10 protein-coding genes are annotated in these 21,257 nt (G+C 71.6%); 1 reads left to right on the forward strand and 9 read right to left on the reverse strand.

Annotated features, from left to right (window positions below; all coding sequences use genetic code 11):
- Window positions 1-344: 344 nt before the first annotated feature.
- A complete protein-coding gene (gene phzM / locus LT948_RS31065) occupies window positions 345-1,553 on the forward strand; it encodes a pyocyanin biosynthetic protein PhzM (RefSeq protein WP_003093633.1) in 1,209 nt (402 codons plus the stop codon).
- Window positions 1,554-1,657: 104 nt separating this feature from the next.
- On the opposite strand, the gene LT948_RS31070 is transcribed toward phzM, so the two are convergent.
- The 9 genes from LT948_RS31070 to pchE all read right to left on the reverse strand — a co-directional run bounded on the left by LT948_RS31070 (window position 1,658) and on the right by pchE (window position 21,155).
- Window positions 1,658-2,902, reverse strand: coding sequence for a RhtX/FptX family siderophore transporter (locus LT948_RS31070; RefSeq protein ID WP_003112118.1), 1,245 nt, complete (start codon window positions 2,900-2,902; stop codon window positions 1,658-1,660).
- Window positions 2,895-4,400, reverse strand: a complete 1,506-nt coding sequence (locus LT948_RS31075; protein ID WP_023111321.1) for a PepSY-associated TM helix domain-containing protein — start codon at window positions 4,398-4,400, stop codon at window positions 2,895-2,897. Before LT948_RS31075 ends, LT948_RS31070 begins: the two co-directional genes overlap by 8 nt.
- 1 nt (window position 4,401) lies before the next feature.
- The gene (locus tag LT948_RS31080; protein ID WP_003129326.1) at window positions 4,402-4,683 is read right to left on the reverse strand and encodes a hypothetical protein; all 282 of its coding nucleotides are present in this window, start codon (window positions 4,681-4,683) and stop codon (window positions 4,402-4,404) included.
- Window positions 4,683-6,845, reverse strand: a complete 2,163-nt coding sequence (fptA, locus tag LT948_RS31085) for a Fe(3+)-pyochelin receptor FptA (RefSeq protein WP_073657135.1) — start codon at window positions 6,843-6,845, stop codon at window positions 4,683-4,685. Before fptA ends, LT948_RS31080 begins: the two co-directional genes overlap by 1 nt.
- Window positions 6,846-6,936: 91 nt before the next feature.
- Window positions 6,937-8,661, reverse strand: coding sequence for an ABC transporter ATP-binding protein PchI (gene pchI / locus LT948_RS31090; RefSeq protein WP_073657134.1), 1,725 nt, complete (start codon window positions 8,659-8,661; stop codon window positions 6,937-6,939).
- Window positions 8,658-10,370 (reverse strand): ABC transporter ATP-binding protein PchH, encoded by a 1,713-nt coding sequence (gene pchH / locus LT948_RS31095; RefSeq protein ID WP_073657133.1) that lies wholly within the window; start codon window positions 10,368-10,370, stop codon window positions 8,658-8,660. The genes pchI and pchH overlap by 4 nt, the downstream gene beginning before the upstream one ends.
- On the reverse strand, window positions 10,367-11,416 hold the full coding sequence (gene pchG, locus LT948_RS31100) for a pyochelin biosynthesis thiazoline reductase PchG (RefSeq protein ID WP_003129320.1): 1,050 nt from the start codon (window positions 11,414-11,416) through the stop codon (window positions 10,367-10,369). The genes pchH and pchG overlap by 4 nt, the downstream gene beginning before the upstream one ends.
- A complete protein-coding gene (pchF, locus tag LT948_RS31105; RefSeq protein ID WP_096068205.1) occupies window positions 11,413-16,842 on the reverse strand; it encodes a pyochelin non-ribosomal peptide synthetase PchF in 5,430 nt (1,809 codons plus the stop codon). Before pchF ends, pchG begins: the two co-directional genes overlap by 4 nt.
- Window positions 16,839-21,155, reverse strand: a complete 4,317-nt coding sequence (gene pchE / locus LT948_RS31110; RefSeq protein ID WP_073656891.1) for a pyochelin non-ribosomal peptide synthetase PchE — start codon at window positions 21,153-21,155, stop codon at window positions 16,839-16,841. The genes pchF and pchE overlap by 4 nt, the downstream gene beginning before the upstream one ends.
- Window positions 21,156-21,257 lie beyond the last annotated feature (102 nt).

The raw sequence follows: 21,257 nt of genomic DNA on the forward strand, positions 1-21,257 counted from the left end.
GGATAACCGCAAGCGGTTATTCGCCCTACGCGGCCTTGGAGCCCACCCGTTTCACGGTGGGTAACCGCACGCGGTTATTCATCCCACACGGCCCCGGAGCCGGGCCGTAGGGCGAATAACGCCACCGGCGTTATCCGCCGCTGCGCCGACGTTTCATCGCGGTAAACGGTCATCCGTCCCAGCCGAACCCCCATCGATTCGAACACTCGAGAAAAGGAAGCACCCATGAGCGAACCCATCGATATCCTCATTGCCGGCGCCGGCATCGGCGGCCTNCGCGGTAAACGGTCATCCGTCCCAGCCGAACCCCCATCGATTCGAACACTCGAGAAAAGGAAGCACCCATGAGCGAACCCATCGATATCCTCATTGCCGGCGCCGGCATCGGCGGCCTCAGTTGCGCCCTGGCCCTGCACCAGGCCGGCATCGGCAAGGTCACGCTGCTGGAAAGCAGCAGCGAGATACGCCCCCTTGGCGTCGGCATCAATATCCAGCCGGCGGCGGTCGAGGCCCTCGCCGAACTGGGCCTCGGCCCGGCGCTGGCGGCCACCGCCATCCCCACCCATGAGCTGCGCTACATCGACCAGAGCGGCGCCACGGTATGGTCCGAGCCGCGCGGGGTGGAAGCCGGCAACGCCTATCCGCAGTACTCGATCCATCGCGGCGAACTGCAGATGATCCTGCTCGCCGCGGTGCGCGAGCGTCTCGGCCAACAGGCGGTACGCACCGGTCTCGGCGTGGAGCGCATCGAAGAGCGCGACGGCCGCGTACTGATCGGCGCCCGCGACGGACACGGCAAGCCCCTGGCGCTCGGTGCCGATGTGCTGGTCGGCGCCGACGGCATCCATTCGGCGGTCCGCGCGCACCTGCATCCCGACCAGGGGCCGCTGTCCCACGGTGGGATCACCATGTGGCGCGGCGTCACCGAGTTCGACCGCTTCCTCGACGGCAAGACCATGATCGTCGCCAACGACGAGCACTGGTCGCGCCTGGTCGCCTATCCGATCTCGGCGCGCCACGCGGCCGAAGGCAAGTCGCTGGTGAACTGGGTGTGCATGGTGCCGAGCGCCGCCGTCGGCCAGCTCGACAACGAGGCCGACTGGAACCGCAACGGACGCCTGGAAGACGTGTTGCCGTTCTTCGCCGACTGGGACCTGGGCTGGTTCGACATCCGCGACCTGCTGACCCGCAACCAGTTGATCCTGCAGTACCCGATGGTCGACCGCGATCCGCTGCCGCACTGGGGCCGGGGACGCATCACGCTGCTCGGCGACGCCGCCCACCTGATGTATCCGATGGGCGCCAACGGCGCTTCGCAGGCGATCCTCGACGGCATCGAGCTGGCCGCCGCGCTGGCGCGCAACGCCGACGTGGCCGCAGCCCTGCGCGAATACGAAGAAGCGCGGCGGCCGACCGCCAACAAGATCATCCTGGCCAACCGCGAACGGGAAAAAGAGGAATGGGCCGCGGCTTCGCGACCGAAGACCGAGAAGAGCGCGGCGCTGGAAGCGATCACCGGCAGCTACCGCAACCAGGTGGAACGGCCACGCTAGCAACACCGGGCAGGCCACCGCGCCTGCCCTCTCCCGCCTCTCCCGTCCGCGGGAGAGGCGGCATCCGTGCGGGTGCCGGGCGCTGCGCGCCTATCGGCAGCGCCTCAGGCCTCTTCCGCCCGCCCCTTCCACTCCCCGCGCCCCTCGCCGGCCTGCAGGCGCAGGGCGAGCAGCAGGGCCAGCACCGCCAGGGCGCTGCCGGTGAGGAAACCGCCGGCATAGCCGATCTGCGCGGTGAGGCTGACCAGGAACGAAGACGCCAGCATCTCGCCGAGGTCTCGGGTGCTCTGCACCGCGGTGACATCGGTGCCGGCCTGGCCGCCCTGGCCGGCGAAGCGCATCGCCGCGGTGAGGATCGCCACCGAGGTGATGCCGGTAGCCAGCGAGCCGATCAGCACGCAGGTCCACGCCAACCCTTCGCTCAGTGCCAACCAGCGACCGGCCTGCAGATACCAGAGCAGCGCCGAACAGCCGGCGAGCACCACGCCAAGGGCGAAACCGCGCCACAGGCCGATCCGCCTGACCAGCCAGGCGCCGCCGCCGCAGCCGAGGAATACCGTGACCAGGCCACCGCTCATGCCCAGCCGGCCGATGTCCTGCAAGGCCCAGCCGGCATCGCTGAGGTACAGCTTGGACAGGCCGAAGCCGGACACCGCGGTCATCGCCGACAGCAGCGCCAGCGCCAGCAGCGAAGGCGCCAGCGGCCGACGCAGGAAGCGCAGCAGGCTGGCCTTGGCGGCCGGTGCCGGGGGGAGTTCGTGGGGGTCGCCGCGCCCCAGGGCGAGCACGCAGCACAGGCTTGCCAGCGGCACGCAGGCCATGACCAGGAACGCCGTGCGCTGGCCGAAATGCCCGGCGAGGATCAGGCTGCCGGCGCCGCCGCCGAAGAAGCCGATCATCACCCCGGCGATCTGTACCGCGTTGACCTTGGCCAGCAGCTCGCCGCTGAAGTGCTCCGCCGCCATGCCGTCGGTGGCGATGTCCTGGGTCGCGCTGGCCAGCGAAGCCAGCGCCAGCAGGCCGACCGCCCAACCGGCACTGGCCACGCCGAGGCCGAGCGTCGCCAGGCCGAGCAGGCAGGCGAGGACGATGCATTGCATCGGCAGGATCCAGCTACGCCGCCGGCCGAGACGGCGCGACCAATGGTTGTCGACCCAGGGCGCCCAGAGGAACTTGACCACCCAGGGCAGCCCCACCAGGGGCAGGAAGGCCAGCGCCTGCAATGGCGCGCCATCCTGGCGCAGGAGGGTGGGCAGGGCGTCCATGGCCAGGCCGATGGGAATGCCCTGGGACAGGTAGAGCAACGCCAGGGTGATGACCAGGCGGCGGTGGCGATACAGCTCAAGCATGGTGGTCTCCGGTGACACGGGGGTGGGCGGGTGGCGCGGCGGCGCGCGCCTGCATCCAGGCGTACCGGATGAGCAGCGCGCCGCAGAGGATCAGGGTGAGGTCGGGGCCCAGGGCCGGCAGCCGGCCGCGCATGAGCCAGGGCGCCAGGTGCGCGACGGCGGCCGCCAGGCAGGCCAGCCCGGCGACGCCGAGCAATCCGCGCGCCAGCGGCCAGTCGCCCGGCAGCAGCAACGCCGCCAGACCAGCGACGCCCCACAGGACAAGGAACAGCCGCCCCGGCCAGGGTCCGGCGAGCAACTCCAAGGGCGCAAGTTGCAGCCCCAGCAGGAGCAACGCGGCCGCCGCCACCAGGCCGGCGCAGAAACCCTGGCTCAGGCGCTGCAAGAGCCGTACGCGGGCGTCCGGCGCCGAGGCGCGTCGTTGCAGCCACAGGTACAGGCCGCTGACGCAGAGCAGGCAGGCGCCGAGGCCCATCGCCAGGTGCAGGCCGCGCAACGCGGCGGACCAGCCCGGCCCGAGCCACTGGTACTGGGCGAAATGCAACGGCTGCACGGCGATGAAGGCGCGCAGCCAGAAACCGCGCTGCGCCGAGCTGCGCTCGCCGAGTAGGGTGCCGTCGGCCAGCCGATAGCGGTGCCGCTCGAAGTTCGCGGTGCTCGGCAGGCCACGCCGGATACCGGCGATCTCCACGCTGCCGGCGACATCCCCGGCATGACTGAGGCTCAAACGCTGGGCGACGAAGCCGGGCGCCCGCACGGCATCGCCGGCAAGCAGGCGGTCGAGATCGATGCGGGTCGCCAACGGCCGCCCCTCGGCGGCGGGCGGCGGCGGTCCCATCAACTCGACAAACACCCGGTTCGGTTCCTGCGGGTAGGCCACCGGCGCCAGCAGCAGGGTCCCGAGAGCGCCCAGCCCGCTGAGCGCGCCGGTGAAACCGAACAACAGCAGCCAGGGCAGTCCCCAGATGCCGATCAGGCCATGCAGGTCGAACAGCGCCAGGCGCAGCCCGCGATCCCGCCGCCAACGCCGCAGGTCGCGCCAGCGGCGGCTGTGCAGCAGCACGCCGGCCAGGCACAGCAGCAACAGCGATACGCCGAACAGGCTGACCAGCACCCGCCCGGGGAAGCCGACGAACAGGCTCTTGTGCAGGTTCAGCAGGAGGTCCAGCGCCGGCGTCGGTGGCAGCACCCGGCCGCTGGCCGGGTCGAGGTCCAGCCGGCAGTCCAGGCGCGCATCGCAGACGCTGAAGGCGGCATGGCCGGGAGCGGGCAGCAGCAGGGTCGCATCGCCGATGTCGACGCCTTCCTCGCCCGCCCGCTCGAGCAGGCGCTCCAGCGCAAGGGCCTCTCCTCCCGCCTGCGCCGGGGCCCGCAGCCACTCGCGCAGGTCGTCGTGGCCAAGGCTCCAGGCGCCACTGAACAGCACCACGAACAGCAGCACGCCGAACAGCGCGCCGGCGCCACCGTGCAGCGAGAGCAGGAGAGGACGCGCCGCCACTTCAACCGCGCCCCGCCAACAGCCACAACGCCAGGCCCAGTGCCAGCAGGCTACCGCCCAGGCGCCAGGCGAAGTTGCCCGGATCACGCGCCAGCAACCCGCCGACAAGCAGCAACAAGCCCACCCCGAGCGCGCCGAAGAGCCCGGCGTAGAGACGCTCGAGCGGGTCGTCCAGGGGCAGCCCGCGAGTCAACAGATAGCCGCTGGCGGTCGCCGCCGCCAGGCTGCCGGCGAGCGCCAGCGGAACCCGCCAGGCCCAGCCGAAGCCCGACCGGCGCGGCATCAGAACGCGCCCCGCAGGCTGACGTTGAAGCTGCGCGGTTCGCCGTAGCGGTTGTTCCAGTTGGGGTTGGACAGGCTCTGGTAGTAGGTCCGGTCGAACAGGTTGTTGACGTTGACCGCCGCCGTCCAGTGCTCGTCGATCTTGTAGCCCAGGCGCATGTTGACCAGTGCGTAGCCGCCCTGGCGCATGCTCACGCCACGGTAGTCGACGCTGTAGTCGCTCTGCGCCTGGAGTCCGCCGCCGACGCTCCAGCGCCGATCCTGCCAGGGCAGGTCGTAGTTGCTCCACAGGCGCAGCAGGTGCCTCGGGGTGAAGGTGGAGTAGCGCGTCCCCGAGTCGTTCTGGCTGTCCTTGAGGTACTCGGTGCTGGTGTAGGTGTAGCCGGCCGAGAGACTCCAGTAGGGCGTCAGGTAGCCGGTGCCTTCCAGCTCGAAGCCCTGGCTGCGCACCTTGCCGCCGCTGATGTAGAACGGATTGTTGGGCGGCCCCGGATGGTCCGGGTCTTCCTGCGGATTGTTCTCCAGGTCGATGCGGAACGCCGCCAGCGACAGGTTCAGGCGGCCGTCGGCCAGTTCGCCCTTGATCCCGGTTTCGTAGGTCTTGCCTTCCACCGGGCTCAACGGCTCGCTGTTCCAGGTCTGGCGATCCGCCTGCGGCTGGTAGACCTCGGCGTAGCTGACATACCACGACCAGTCCCTGGCGAAGTCCCAGATCAGCCCGCCGTAGGGCGTGAACTGGCGACCGAGCTTGAAGCGAGTGGCCGGGGTGTCCTGGTCCCACCAGCTTTCGCGGCCGCCGACCACCAGGGTCAGCGGCTCGGCGAGCTTGATCCGACCCAGGGCATAGAGGCCTTTCTGGGTGGTGGTGGTGGTGCCCGGCGAAGTGTACTGGCCGATCTGCGGGCGCGGCACGCCGTGCGGGTCCCAGCGGTAGACATTGACCGGGGTGTTCGGCAGGTTGAGGAAGCGTGCGGTGTCCTGGCGGGTCTCGCCCTGGGCGTAGGTGACCCCGCCGAGCAGTTCGTGGGTCAGGCCGAACAGTCGCACCGGCCCGTTGAGGTTGGCGTCGAGGCTGCGCTGGATGCTCTTGAACTTGTAAGCGGCGCCCATCAGTTGGCCGCCGTCGCCGGTCTGCGGGTCGATGGCGCCGAAGGAGCCGGCGTAACGCAGGCGCGAATCGGCTTCCTGGTATTCGGCGCTGACCTTGCCTTTCCAGCCGCCGCCCAGTTGCTGTTCGAGGGAGCCGAAGGCGCGGTAGGTGTCCCACTTGAAGCGGTCCCAGTCGACATCGAGGTAGGTGTCGCGGGACAGCCCGAGATTGGACCCATCCTTGGCCATCGGTACCCCGGCCATGTTGGTGATCGAGTCGATGTGCTGGTATTGCGCACCGACCGTGAGCAGGGTGTCGGGGCTCAGGTCGAACTCGGTCACCCCGTAGAGCAGGCGGGTGCCCTGGTCGGCCACGTCGTAGAAGTAGTCGCGGTCCTCGTAGGCGGCCACCGCTCGGCCGCGCACGTTGCCGCTGGCGCTCAGCGGGCCGCCGACGTCGACCTCGGCGCGGTAGCGGTCCCAGCGCCCGGCGCTGAGGGTAGTGCTGGCGGCGAATTCGCGCTGCGGCCGCTTGCGCACCAGGTTGACGGTGGCCGCCGGGTTGCCGGTGCCATGCAGCAGTCCGTTGGAGCCGCGAAGGATCTCGACCCGCTCGTAGATCGCCATGTCCTGCGGCGAACTGGCAGTATTGCCAAGCAGCGCCGGCACCCCGTCCAGCTCGAAGGAGTCGACCTTGAAGCCGCGCACGTAGTAGGCGGTGGTCAGCAGCTGGAACGGCTGCACGGTGACCCCGGTGGCCTGCTGCATGGCTTCGTCGAGGCTGAACAGATTCTGCTGTTCGAGGCGCTCATGGTCGATGACGCTGGCGGACTGCGGCAGCTCGCGCGGCTTGAGCGGCACCTTGCCCAGGGTAGTCACCCCCGGCGGCTGGGTGGCAGACGTGCTTTCTCCGCTGATCACCATGTCCGGCAGTTCCGTCTCGCCGTTCTTGCGCGCGTCGGCCACGGCCGCCGCCAGCGGACTCAGCGCCAGCAGCAGCCCCAGGCACAACGGGGTGTGCCGATTGCGGGCGATGCCCTGGCGTCCCTTGATCACCTTCGTCTCCGTTTTCATCGTTCGAACAGCCTCGGGGGATATACGATTTGATAATGCTTATCATTATGAAGAAATCGTCTCCGGGGCTTTTTCGATTGCCGGTCTTTCTCTATCGATCCACGACCGTCGCGGAACTTTCCTCGCCCGCCAGCCCGACGAAACCGGCATACCAGTCGTCCCGGACGAGCAGATCGGCGTGACGTCCACTCAGGCGCAGCCGCCCCTTCTCCAGCAGCAGTACCTGGTCGGCCTGACGCGCCAGCGCCGGGCGGTGGGTCACTACCAGCAGGGTGCGCCGGCCGCGCAACCCGAGCAGGCTGCGCAGCACCTGCGCCTCGCTGGCGGCATCGAGGCTGGCGGTGGGCTCGTCGAGCAGCAGCAACGGCGCTGCCGAGAGCAGCCCGCGAGCCAGGCACAGGCGTTGCCGCTGGCCGCCGGACAGCAGCGCGCCGCCGGGGCCGACATCGCTGTCCCAGCCCTGCGGCCAGGCCTCGATCTCTTCCAGCAGGCCAACCGCCCGCGCCGCCTCGCGCAGCGCTTCGAGATCGGCGTCCGCTCGCGCCATGCGCAGGTTCCAGGCAACGCTGCCGCGGAACAGGCCGTTGTCCTGGAACACCAGGTTGCGACTGGCGGCGAGGGTCGTTTCGCTCAACCGGCGGATATCCACGCCACCCAGCAGGACACGCCCGGCATCGACGTCGTAGAGCCGCCCGAGCAGCGCCAGCAGGCTGCTCTTGCCGGCCCCGGAGGGTCCGACGAGGACGTTCAGCGAACCCGGCTCCAGCCTCAGGGAAATGTCCTCGAGCAAGGCGCGGCCATCTTCCAGACGCAATTCCACGGCCTCGGCCGCCAGGCTGGCGTCGTGCGGCCGCTCGCCCGGCTCGGGACTGCGCAGCGGAGCCAGGGCGAAAACCCGCAGCAGGGTATCCAGCGCCTGCCAGGCGCCGCGCAACGCCTGGTCGAGATGGGTGAGCTGGGCCAGCGGCTCGATGAAGCGCACCAGCAGCACCAGCACGGCCACCAGCCGAGCGCCGTCCAGCCATTGCCGCTCCACCGCCCAGGCGCCGCCGAGCAGGGCGAAGGCGAACGCCGCCTGCACCGCCAGGGCGAAGCCGAGGCCGCTGGGCAGGCTGCGCCGCAACAGATCCAGGGTGCTGCGGTGGAGACTGCGCAAGGCCTCTTCCAGCCCCTGGCGGGCGACGCTTTCGCGCTGCGCCGCGCGCAGCAGCGGCTGGCGTTCGGCGAACGCCTGCAACTGCCGTGCGGCGTCGCGCTCGGCGGCCAGCCGGGCATCCTCCGCCGCCAGATTGCGCCGCCCGCTCCAGCGCAACAGCGCGGCGAGGACGGCACCGGCAAGGAGCAGGCCGAGGGCGATGGACGGGTCGATCAGGAACAGCCCGAGGATCACCCCGAGCGGCGTCACCATCGCGGCGATCAGCGGCCCCAGCAGGTGCGCCGGAATGCCCATCGCCTGCATCACCGGGCCGCGCAGCAGGCCTTCGGCCGGCGCGACCCGGCGCAGCGCCGGCGGCGCCAGGCGCGGCAAGCGCGCCACCAGGCTGCGCACCAGTCCAGCCGCCAGCGAGCCGCCGGCGGCGAAACCGCGACGCAGGGCCAGGTACTGCAACAGCGCCTGCGCCAGGCTCAAGCCGAGCAACGCGGCGACCCAGCGCCAGGGCAACGCGCCTTCGGCGAACCAGGCCTCGACCAGCGGCACCAGCAATACGCCGCAAGCGGCGTCCAGCAGCGCCGCCAGGACCGCCCAGGCGCTCGCCCGGCGCAACGCGGCACGGCAGTCTTCGGGCAGCCCACGCATTCGTTCGAACAGGGTCATGCCGCCACCTCCGCGCCGTTCTGTTCACGCCACAAGCGCGCATAGGCGCCGTCCGCCGCCAACAGCGCCGCGTGCTCGCCGCGTTCGACCAGACGGCCAGCGACCAGCACCAGGATCAGGTCGGCATCGCTGACTTCGGCCAGACGATGGGCGACGATCACCCGGGTCCGGCCGCCGCCACGCTCGCGCAGGTTGCGCAGGACCTGCCGGGCGGTCTGCGGATCCAGCGCCGAGGTCGGCTCGTCGAGCAGCAACAGGCGCGCCGGCGATAACAGCGCACGGGCCAGGGCCAGTCGTTGCAGTTCGCCGCCGGACAGTTGCAGGTCGCGTCCCGGCACGCTGTCGTAGCCACGCGGCAGGGCCATGATGCGCTCGTCGAGGCAGGCGTCACGGGCCGCCTGGCGAATCTCCTGGAGATCGGCATCGGGGCGGAACAGGGCGATGTTGTCGGCCAGGGATATCTCCAGCGCCGCCGCCTGCTGGCCGACCAGCGCGATATGCCGGTGGCGCACGGCATCGGGCATGTCCTTCAGTGCCAGGCCGCCAACCTCCAGTTCGCCGCGCTGCGCGTCCATGTAGCGCGCCAGCAGGTGCAGCAGGGTGCTCTTGCCGGAGCCCGAGGGGCCGACCAGGGCCACCAGGCTGCCATCCTTCAGCTCCAGATCGATATCGGCCAGGACCTCCACGCCCTCGTAGGCATGGCCCAGGCCGTGCAGCGCCACCGCGCCATCGACCGGCTCGCGGGTCGAGCGGCCCTCGGCCAACGGCGCCTGGTCGAATGCCTGCTGCAGGCGCTCGGCGGCGGCGCGCGCGCCCAGCAGCGCGTCGCCGCCGTGGCCGAGCGCCTGCACCGGGGCGGCCAGGGCCCGCAGCAGGAGCAGGAAGGCACAGGCCTGGCCGAGCGCCAGCGGCACGCCGAGGGCATCCAGGACCAGCGCGCCGAGCAGGACCCAGGCCAGCAGCCAGGGCGTCGACAACTGCACGTAGACCAGCGCGGCGAGGTGGCCGACCCGCTTCACCCAGGCGCCGAACGCTTCGCCGAAGGCCGCCGCCGACGCCTCGGCGCCCTGTTGTATGCCGGCGCCGGGGTACTGTCGGGCCAGCAGCAGGTTGTGGGCGAATTCGCCATAGTCCGCCGAGAGCCTTTCCAGCGCAGCGTTGCGCCGCAGCACCTGGTCGCGGTAGCGCACCGAGCGCAGCAGCAGGAAGCCGGCGGCGGCCAGCACCAGCGGCAGCAGGCAGAACAGCAGCAGCCAGGGGTGCAGCCAGGCCAGCCAGAGCAACGCGACGAGCGGCACCACCAACAGGTTGCTGAGATCGTTGGGAGCGTGCGCGATCAGTTGGTGCAGGGCCCGCACGTCCTGCTCCACGAGGCGCGCCACGCCGTCCGGGCCCTGGCGACCGAACCAGTCCAGCGGCAGCCGTTGCAGGTGCGCCAGCAGGCGCAGGCGCAGGTCGTTGCAGAGGTCCGCGTCGACCCGGTGGGCCAGGTGCGCGGCCAGCGCCTGGCAGCCCAGCCAGGCCAGCACCGCCAGCAGCACCAGGGCCAGCAGGGCCGGCTGCGCCTGGCCGCGCGCCAGCGGCTCGGCGAGCCAGGCGAGAAGCATCCAGGGCAACAGCGAGCAGAGCCCGGCCAGGGCCTGCAACCCCATGGCCGCCGCCAGCCGCCAGCGATAGGTGCGCAGCAGGCGCCACAGCACCGGGGTCACGAGGCTTGCTCCAGCACCTGTTCCAGGCTCGCCGGCGCCAGCGACGCCGGCGGCGCCTCGGGGAAGCCAAGGCGCTCGCCGATCCGCTGCCACAGGGCGGCGACCTCCAGGCTGCGCTGGTTGCGCCGGCGCACCTCGTCGCCGTCGGCGAGCAGCGCCAGCGCCTCGGCCGCCGCCGCCGGCCACAGGCGCTGGTGCACCTGGGCCCAGCTGCACGGTTCGGCATACCAGAGCTGGGCGCTGGGCAGCGGTTCGCCGGCTATCTCGTCGAACAACGCGAACAGGCCGTCGTCATCCTCTGCCGGTACCGCCACCGCAGGCGTCCACAACAACGGGCCATGGGGGCTGAGCAGGCTCAGCGTGCCGCGATCGGTGGTCAGGCTGACGCGCTGCAACAAGGTCATGCGCCCATCGTCGGCGGCCGCCAGTTCGTTGAGCACGTGCAGGCTCAACGGCACTTCCGCCAACACCAGGGATAGCCCGCGCATCGCCGACAGGTCGTTCGAGGGCGACTCCAGCGACCAGGGGCCGACGCCCTCCAGCAACGCGGCGAGGATGTCCAGGGTGGCGAAACCGACCTGCACCCCGCAGGCCGCGTCCAGGTGGCGGATGCCGCGCCGGTGGTGCAACTGGCGGCCCAGTTCGATGAAACGCGCCACCGCCGGCAACTGCGGATAGAAGGTGTTGAGCAGGCAGCGCCGGCCCAGGCGCTCGGCGCTGCGCAGCAGGTCCTGCCATTCGCGCGGCAGCAACGGATGCTCGATCAGCACGTCGATGCCACGCGCCATCAGCGCCTCGGCCAGCGCCGGGCCCTGCTCGCCGCGTGCCGCGCCGCCGACCGCGACGCAGGCCAGGCGGACATCGTCAGGCAACGCCTCGACCTCGCACCAGGTCTCCACCCCGAGGCGCTCGGCCAACGCCCGCGAACGCCGGCTGCCCTGGCCAAGGATCCCGCGCAGGACGAAGCGCGGATCGGCGGCGACGCCGGCGGCATAGAACTGGCCGAACCGGGAACCGGCGACCACCACGGAACGGACGTCGCTCATCGGCTCGCCTCCTCTGGCATGGGTTTCGACAGGGATTGCGCCAGGGCTTCGCCCAGGCAGTCGAAGTGCCCGCCGGGCACCTCGTGGATGCCGCACGCGCCGAGCGCGGCGGCCCGCCATTGGGTCTCCAGGGCCTCGGCGTAACACGGCACCAATGGGTTGCCGGCGTCCGGCACGAACAGCCGCAGCGCGCCGACGTAGGGCTCCGGCGCCTCGGCCTGGCTGGCACGCACCGAGTGGCAGAACAGTCGGTAGAGGGTGTCGCGTTCGACGCTGGCGGCGTCGGCGCTACCGCTGGCCGCCTGTAGCACGCGGCCGCGCAGGGCGACGAGATCGGCCAGGCCCGGTAGCTCCGCCAGCGCCTCGGCGCCCAGGCGCTCCGGTGTCTGCGCGAGCGCCGCCTGCACCGCCTGGCCGAGACGTTCCGGCGCGGGGAAGCCGAGCGCCGCGGTATCCAGTCCGAGGGTCGCGGCGAAGCTGAACAACAGTAGGCGCTCGTCGTCCACCCGGTAGGGAATCCGGTAGCTGGAGACGATATCCAGCTGGCGCACGCGCACCCCGCGCTGGACCAGGGACTTGGCGGTCTCCAGGGCGACCAGCCCGCCGGAGCAGTAGCCGAGCAGGTCAACCTCACGCAGCCCGGCGCCATGGAGCGCCTCAGCGTAGCGGCGGCCGAGGCAGGCGTTGAGATGCTCGGCGGGGATCGCCAGGTAGGCGTCGCTGTCATGCACGGCCAGGCCCAGCAACGGCCGCCCCTCACCCAGGGCGCGAAGCAGCGGGCGGTACGGCAGCAGCGTGCCGAGGCCTTCGTGGACCAGCACCCTCGGCACGCCCTCGCCGGGCACCAGGCGCACCAGCGGGTCGAGCGCCACCGCGCCCTCGGCGAGCGGTGCGCGCGACATGCCGGTCTGCGCCGGGGCGACGCCGCGCGCCGCGGCCAGGGCTGGCCCACGGCCCTCTTCCGGCGCGCTGCGCAGGCGTTCGGCCAGGCCGCGCGGCGTCGGCTGGCTGAGCGCCCAGCGTAGCAGGCGATCGAACGGATGCCGGCGGGCGCTTTCCAGTCGTTCGCGCAAACGGGCGATCAACTGGGCGATCAACAGCGAGTCGCCGCCAGCCCCGAAGAAGTCTTGCTCGACGCCCAGCGACGGGTTGTCCAGCACCTCCCGCCAGAGTGCCAGCAGCGCATTCTCCAGTTCGTCGGCCGGTGCCTGCGCGACGCCATGCCGAAGGTCCGCCTGGGGCTGGCGGGCAAAGCCGGTCAGGGCCTTGCGGTCGATCTTGCCGTTGCCGGTGACCGGCAGGCGTTCGAGCACGCGCAACTGCGCCGGGAGCATGTAGCGCGGCACCCGCGCTTCGACGAAGGCCAGCAGCTCGGCCGGCTCCAGGCGGGCGCGGTCGGTCTTGCAGCGAGCCAGCAGGACATCGTAGCCAAGCAGGTCGAGAGCGCTGCCCGGCGGCACCACCCCGCAAGCCAGGTCGCCACCCTGTGCCGCCAGCCACTCCAGCCATTGCCCGGTGTGGACGAACAGTTGGCGGCGCTCGTCGCGGAGGTCGCGCGGGTTTTCCATCATCAGGCTCTGGCTGACGCTGATCTCGTTGTGCTCGCGCGTCAGTTCCTGGATCACCAGCCAGGCGTCGGCGCTCAGCAGCTCGCGCAGGCCGGCCAGCAGCGCCGGGGTGTCCAGCGCGTTGTTCAAGGCCCCGGAGCTGAGCAGGATATCCACCGAGTGCGGCGCCACGCCCTGGTCGAGAAGATCGCCGTTCATGTCGAAGCGGCCGAAGCGTACCCACGGCTGGTCGGCGAAGCGCTCGCGGGCGGCGGCGAGGAAGTAGCTGGAAACGTCGGTGAACAGGTAGTCCACCTCCGCCCCTCGCTGCACCAGCGGCGCCAACCGGGCGATCACCGCGCGGCTGGCGGCGGCGGTGCCGGCGCCAAGCTCCAGCAGGCGCCAGCGCCGTTGCGGCTGGCGCTCGACGATGGCGGCGATGGCCTCGGCCATCGCCTCGTGCAGCGCCTGGGCATGCAGGCCCTGGCTGTACATGGCCTCGGCGATGCGCGCCGAGCCCTGCGGGAACATCAGCGCCGCCGGGCTGATCCGCCCGGCCAGTTGCTCGCCGAGGGATTGCGCGCTGTCACGCAGGTAGGCGACCAGCTCGGCCGGCCAGAGCGCCGCCGGCGCGCAGCCGGCGAACGCCGTCCAGGCGTCCTCCGGACTCTGCGCGGGACGCTCGGCGCAGCCCAGCCAGCCCTCGCCCTCGGCGCGCAGGTAGCCGCCCTCCTCCAGCTGGCGCAACCAGTGGCGCAGCAGGCGCTGGCGCGCCTCGGCGATACCCAGGCGCTGGCACAGGGTGGCGAAGTCCAGCGGCGTCGCACTGGCGAACAGACTGCTGCCGGCCAGCCAGGCGGCCAACGAGGCGAGGCAGGCACGGTCGAGTGCGGCCACCGCCGCGGCGATGCCCTCCTCGCTGCCCCAGTCGCGGCGCAAGGCCTGGGCCGCCCGCTGGCGCACCGTGTCGAGCGCCGTGCACGGGTCCTCGCCAGCCTCCGCCGGCGCATGCAGGGTGACGAAGCTGGCCAGGCTGCGCTCGTGGGTCTCGCCGAGCACCACGGTGGCCGCCAGGTTGACCTGCGGATGGGCGCACAGCGCGGCGTCCAGCTCGGCCAGTTCGATGCGGTGGCCGCGAATCTTCACCTGGTCGTCCTCGCGACCGAGGAACTCGATGCTGCCGTCGGCCAGGTAGCGGCCGAGGTCGCCGGTGCGATACAGGCGACGGCCATCGGGGTGACGGACGAAGCGTTCGGCGGTGCGCTGCGGATCGCCGGCGTAGCCGAGCGCCAGGCCCACCCCGCCGATATGGATCTCGCCGCGCACGCCCGGCGGGCAGCGCCGCCCGCGGGCATCCAGGACTTCCACGCTCTGCCCGCGCAGGGCGCGGCCATAAGGGATGCTGGCCAGCTCGGTGTGCTGCGGGCGGATCGGCTGCTCGATCGACCAGATCGCCGCCTCGGTGGCGCCGCCCAGGCTGAACAGCGCGCTGTCCGGCCAGCGCCGCCACCAGCGGGTCGGCAGGCTGACCGGAATCCAGTCACCGGACCAGAGCACGCAGCGCGGTCCCGGCAGGTGGCGTTGCGGCTCGCTCTCCAGGTAATCGATGAGCATCTGGCCCTGGGCCGGCACCGAGTTCCACAGGGTGATGGCGTGGCGTTCCAGCAGTTCCGCCCAATGCGAAGGATCGCTGCCGCGCGCCGGGTCCGGCAGGACCACCTGGGCCCCCGCCGCGGTGGCGCCGAAGAAGTCGTAGACCGAGAGGTCGAAGCTCAGCTCGGCGAGGCCGAGGACGCGGTCGTTGGCGTCGACGCCGTAGCGCTGGTTGATGTCGAGCAGCGTGTTGCTCACCGCCGCATGGCTGAGCATCACGCCCTTGGGCGTGCCGGTGGAGCCGGAGGTGTAGATCACGTAGGCGAGGTCGTCCGCCGCCACCTCCGCCGCGGGCGGTGGCGGCCAGTCGCTGTCGGCGGCCAGCCGGTCGATAGCCACGCAGGCGCAGCCGGCGTCCGGGACATCGCTTTCCAGGCAGACCAGCGCGACCACTTCGGCGCTGGCGAGGATCGCCTGGCGCCGCAGCAACGGCTGGCGGATGTCCACCGGCACATAGGCGGCACCGGCCTGGAGGATGCCGATCACCGCGATCAGTTGCGCGGCGCTTTTCGGCAGCATCACCGCGACCCGCCGGCCACGGCCCGCGCCGTGCGCTTCCAGGACGCGGCGCAGGGCGCTGGCGTGCTGGGCGACCTGGCGATAGCTGTAGCTGCCGACGGCATCGTGGATCACCGTGGCGTCGGGGGACAGCAGGGCACGCTCGGCGAAACCGGCGGCGATGCTCCGGGCACTACCGGGCAACGCCTGCGGCGGCGCCTCGACGGGTTCCGTGGCATCACCGTCGGTCCAGGCGCGCGGGCTCTGCGCCAGGCGCCGGAGCAGCCCGACGAAGTCGTCGAACATGGCTTCCGCCTGGCCCTCGGGGAACAACCCGAGGCGTATGTCCCAGCCGATCTCCAGGCCGCCGAACTGGTCGGTGACCTGGCAGTCCAGCCAGACCTGCGGGGTCTGGCTGATCATGTAGCGTGGCGCGCGCGGCGCCTCGCCATCGCCGAGCAGGCGCTGCACGCTGCCGATGCCACTGGTGAACACCACCGGCATCAGGTCGGCGCCGCGACCGCGCCGGCGCGCCAGTTCGCGCAGCAGGTCGACGCCGCTGAAGGTCGGGTGGTCGAGATCGTCGAACATCTGCTCGCCGATGCGTCGGGCACGCTCGACGAAACTGTCGCCGTGGCGGCTGTCCACCGCCAGCAGGCTGAGCGCGGTGAAGTCACCGAGCACCTGCGCCAGCTGCGGATGCAGCGGCGGCCGGTTGAGTACCGTCAGGTTGAGACAGAACGCCGGTGCCTGGCTCCAGCGACCGATGGTCTCGGCGAAGGCTGCCAGGGCCACGCCGGCAGCGCTCAGGCCGTGTTCGCCGGCGCGCGCGCCGAGCGCCTGCCAGGCGGCCTCGTCGAGGCGCGCGTGGAAGTGCCGGAAGCGCGTGGACCGGGTGTCCGGCTGCGCCCGCAGCGGCAGGTCGGGACGCCCCGGCAGCGCGTCGAGGCGCGCCAGCCACCAGTCGCGGTCGCGCTGCCAGGCCGGCGACTGGCGTCGACGCTGCTCGACGCCGACATAGTCGCGGAAGGTCGCCTCCAGCGGTTCCGCCGTCCATTGCGGATCGAGATAGCGGCGGCGCCATTCGCCAAGCAGCAATTGCAGGCTGGCGTAGTCGACCAGGGTGAAATCCACCGAGCAGTGCAGCACGCAGGCATCCTGGCCGATACTCAGCTCGGGGCGCAGGACCGGCCACTGGTCGAGCGCCGCGCAGGCGTGGTCGAGGCGTTCGCGGACCCGCTCCAGGTGCGCCTGGAAAGCGGCCTCGTCGAGCCCCGCGCAGGCATGTACGGTCAGCCGCTGCCAGGGCACCTCGGGCAGCACGCGCTGCCAGGCGTTGTCCTCGATCACCGCGCGCAGCATCGGGTGGCGCTCGACCATGGCGTTCCAGGCCGCCTCCAGGCGCGCCGGATCGGTGTCGGCCGGCCAGTCGTACTCGGCGTACAGCTGGCAGGCGTTACCGCCGTAGTCGAAGGCCGCCTGGCGGCCCAGCACGTAGGCGGCCTGCACCGGGGTCAGCGGGAAGCGCTGGTGGGCCAGGTCGGGTTCGGCGCGCCAGCCAGGGCCGCCCTCCAGGTGTTCCAGCAGAGCCTCGCGCTCGGCCCGCAGGCGCTCGGCGAGGCCGGCGTCGAGGGCGCCCTGGGGGGCGCGATAGCGCAGGCGGCCCGCCTCGCTCCAGAGTTCGATGCGCCGGCTGCGGCAGGTTTCCAGCAGTTCGCCGAGGCTCATAGCACGCCCTCTTCCAGTTGGGTTTCCTCGATTTCGACGGTCTGCGCCTGCAAGTGGCGGGCAAGACCGGCCAGGGTCGGCTGGCGATAGAAGTCGGCCATGCCCAGGCGTACGCCGAAACGCTCACGTATGCCGGCCAGCAGGCGGGTCGCCAGCAGGCTGTCGCCGCCGAGGCTGAAGAAGCTCGCCTCGCGACGACGCACCGGGCGTTTGAGGACCGCTTCCCAGCACTCGGCCAGCGCCTGCTCATGGGCTTCCAGCGGCTCCTCCGCCGAGGGCTCGTGACGACACTCGCCGAGTGCGCGGGTCATGCTCTCGGCCAGGCGGCGACGATCGACCTTGCCATTGCCGTTCAACGGCAGGCTTGGCAGGCACCACAGGCGTTCGGGCCGCATCGCCTGGGGCAGGCGTTGCTCCAGGCCGGCCTGGAGCGCGGCGGCGTCGAGCCCGAGCCCCGGCGCCAGCGCCTCGACCAGGGCGATCCGTTCGCTGCGCCACAGGCAACGCGGCGCCAGTCCCGCAGCGGCGAGATCGGCCAACAGGCTCGGCAGCTCCGCCAGGCGCAGCGGCCGGTCGTCGAGCAAGGCCGCACCGAGCAGCGCCAGTGGCGACTCGCATAGCAGGTCCACCAGCAACAGGCGGCCCTGCGGGCGCAGCAGCGCCGCCGCCAGCGCCAGGCCTTCGCGGCTGGCCTCGTAGGCGTGCAGCGCGGCGAAGCTGATCACCCGGTCGTAGCGACCGAGGTGCTCGGCAGGTAGCAGGCCGTCATCCAGCGCCTGCACCACGATCCGTTCCGGCAAGCGGGTGGCGGCGGCGTCGAGGAGGACGCGGCTGCGTTCGAAGAGGGTCAGTTCCAGCCCCGGGCGCAACAGCGAGGCCATGCCCTGGTCGAGCCAGAGCCCGGCGCGGGTATCCAACACCGCCACCCGCAGGCGTTCGCCGGCAGCCGGAGTCGGCAGCGCTTCGAGCAGGCGCGCCAGGGCCTCGCGGCCGTCCGGCAGGCGCGCGGCCACCGCCTGCGGCGCCAGCCAGGGATCGAGGAGCAGCGCGGCCGGCACCTGTTCGCCGGCGAGCAGGCCGCGCAGAGCGTTGCCCATCGCGGTCAGCCCCGCGGCCTGCCAGCCGAGCCGGCGCAACGCCTCGTCGAGCGGCGGCAGCGCGCTGGCGGCGGAGTCCGCTAGCCAGTCCAGCCAGCGCCGGCGCAAACCGTCGTCTAGCTCCAGCGGCGCCTCCAGCAGCGCGCCGAGGATTTCCCGGGTGAGTACCGCCTCGGCCTCTGCCAGGCCGGCAAAGGGCTGTGCGGCCGGTAGTTCCATGGAGCCTTCGGCCCGTGGCGCCAGGCGCGGTACCAGCACCGCGCCGAGGCTCGCCACGCCACCGCCGAGCACCGCCGCGCAGGCGCTCTCCACGCCAACCTGGGCGCACAGCGCGGCCTCCACCTCGCCCAACTCGATGCGCTGGCCGCGCACTTTCACCTGCTGGTCGACCCGACCGAGGAATTCCAGGGTACCGTCGCCCCAGTAGCGACCGCGATCGCCGGTGCGATACCAGCGGCCCTGAGCATCGTGGACGAAGCGCCGGGCGCTGAGTTCGGGATCGTTGCGATAGCCGCGGGCCAGGCTGGCGCCGCCGATCCACAGCTCGCCGACCACCAGGTCCGGCACGTCGCGCCCGTGGGCGTCGACCACCCGGTAGGCCTGTCCCGGCAATGGCCGGCCGTAGGGAATCGAACGCCAGTGCGGCGGCACCGTATCGACGCTCTGCAGGTTCGACCAGATGCCCGCTTCGGTAGCGCCACCCAGCACATGCAGGCGGCAGCCTTCGGCACAACGTGGGCGCAGGCGGCCGGGCAGGTCCAGGGCCACCCAGTCGCCGGACAGCAGCACCGCCCGCAGACTGCGATAGTCGGCCTGGCTCGCCGGCAGGCTGAGGGCCATCTCCAGCAAGGCCGGCGCCGAGTTCCACAGGCTCACCGCATGCCGCTGGATAGCCTCCGCCCAGGCGGCGGCATCGCGCGCCTGTTCCTGGGCCGGCAGGACCAGGCTGGCACCGGCGCCGAGGCCGCCGAACAGGTCGAAGACCGACAGATCGAAGTCCAGTGCGGAGACCGCCAGCAAGCGATCCGATGCGTCCACCCGCAGCAGGTCGAGCAGCGCGTCGATGGTATTGATCGCCGCCGCGTGGCTGACCTCGACGCCCTTGGGCACCCCGGTGGAGCCCGAGGTGTAGATCACATAGGCACTCGCCTGCGGCGCCAGCGGCACGGGGGCGGACAGCGCCGGGCCGCGCAGCAGGCGCTGGACATCCAGGCGCGGCGGCAAGGCCTGCGGATCGTCCTCCTCGGTGATCGCCAGGCATACCCCGGCGGCCTCTTCGATCAGGCGCCGCCGTGCGGGCGGCTGGTCGATGTCCAGCGGCACGTAGCAGGCGCCTGCGGCGAGCACACCGAATACCGCCGCGACCTGCTGCGGTCCGCGCGGCAGGCTGACCTCGACCGCGTCGCCGGGGCGCACCCCGGCTTCGCGCAGGCCGCCGGCGATGCGCAGCGCACGCTCGGCCAGTTCGCCGCGGGTGACACGTTGGTCGCGATAGAGCAGCGCGTCAGCATCCGGCGCCTCGGCGGCGCGAAGGAAGAAGTCGCGATGCAGGGTGCGCGCCGTGGCGCATGCCGGCTGGCCGTTGAGCAGGGCCCGGCGCGCCTGCTGCGCCCAGGGCAACGGCAGATCGGCGGGCTGCTCCCAGGCGCTGTCGCAGAGACGCTGGAGCAGCCCCACGTAGGCTTCGAACATGGTTTCCGGCAGACCTTCGGGGAACAGGCCGACGACGCTGTCCCAGGCCAGCAGGATACCGTCGCCCACCCGGTAGAGCTGGTGGTCGAGCCAGACCTGCGGGGTCTGCGAGAGCATGTCGTGGAGATCGCCGAAAGCGTCGCGGAAGGCCGCCGGGACGAAGCCCTCCTCGCCCAGGTTGCTGGCGAACACCACCGGCGCCGAGCGCGGCTGGCCCCGCCGGCGCGCCTCGCGGAGCACCTCCAGGGCGGGGAATGCGGCGTGGTCGATGGCTCCGTGGAGGTTGCGCTGGAAGCTCTTCACCGCCTCGGCGAAGGACACCCCGGCCTGCATCCGGCACTCCAGCAGCAAGAGGGTGGTGAAGTCGGCGATCACTTCGCCGATACGCGGGTCGTCGGCATGCCGATCGAACAACGGCACGTTGAGGAGAAATTCCGCGCTTTCGCTCCAGCGCGCCAGGACCAGCGCGAAGGTGCAGCCGAACACGCTGGACAAGGTCACGCCATGCTGCGCGGCAAGACGCTCCAGGCGCCGGCTCTCGCCGGCGGAAAGCTGGAATGCCAGGCGCCGGGTGCGCGGCTGGCGGATGCTTTCCGGCGCGCAGGCCAATGGCAGGGCCGGCGCGTCCGGCAAGCGCGGCAGGCGTTCCAGCCAGTAGTCGCGGGCCCGCGCCGCGGCCTCGGCGCGTTGCGCCGCACGGCGCGCCAGGTAGTCGGCGAAATGCAGCGCCGGCGGCTCCGCCAGGCACTCCGGCGCCAGGTAGGCAACGCCCAGTTCGGCCAGCAGCAGGCGCAGGCTTTCGACATCGGCGGCAAGCAGGTCGAGACTCAGCCAGAGGCGATCCTCGCCGCCCGGCATGCGCACCAGCCCGAGCAGGAACACCTGGCCACGCTCCACCGCCAGGCATTCATGGGCGCGCCAGTCGCGCAGCGCCTGCCAGTCGCGCTCGGCCTCGTCCACCTGCAAAGTGCGCCAGTCCTGCAGGTCGAAGCAGGACAGCGGCGGCGTCGGAAGGATCTGCTGGCGACCGTCGAAGAAGCGCGCCCGCAGCATCGGGTGGCGTTGACGCACGCACTCCGCCGCCGCGGCCAGGCGCTGCGGGTCGACATCCCGCGCGCGGAATTCCAGGAAGGCATGGCAGCTGACGTTGCCCAGCACCTCGCCGGCGCCACGTCCCAGCCAGTAGGCCTGCTGCACGGAAGACAGCTCGAACGGCTGGTCGCGATCCTGCGCCGCCGGCAGCGCGACCGTTGTCGGGGCGGACAGCCGGTCCGCGCAGGCCAGCAGGTCGAGCCAGGCCCCCAGGCAGGGGCGCTGCGTCAACTGGGCGAAGTCCAGCGTCGAGCCACGCGCGCGCAGGCGTTCCTGCAGGTACATCAGGCGGATCGAGTCGAGGCCGCAGCCCAGCAGGTCGTCGTCGTCCGCCAGGGCGCGCACGTCGGCAAGCGGTTCGCCGAGCAGGTCGGCGAGCTGCTCGGTCAGCCAGTCGCGCAGGGCGGTACGGGAATCGGGGGGCAGATCCATGGGGGCTCCCTAGGGCAAGCATCTGAAGTCGGTTGCCAGTTCCTGGCAACGATTATCAAATGCGACCTTATCTCACTTGCCTGGGAGGCCTGGCCGGCAATG

It is taken from the genome of Pseudomonas sp. CP-1 (assembly GCF_021213715.1).
GTDB classification, from domain to species: Bacteria; Pseudomonadota; Gammaproteobacteria; order Pseudomonadales; family Pseudomonadaceae; genus Pseudomonas; species Pseudomonas aeruginosa.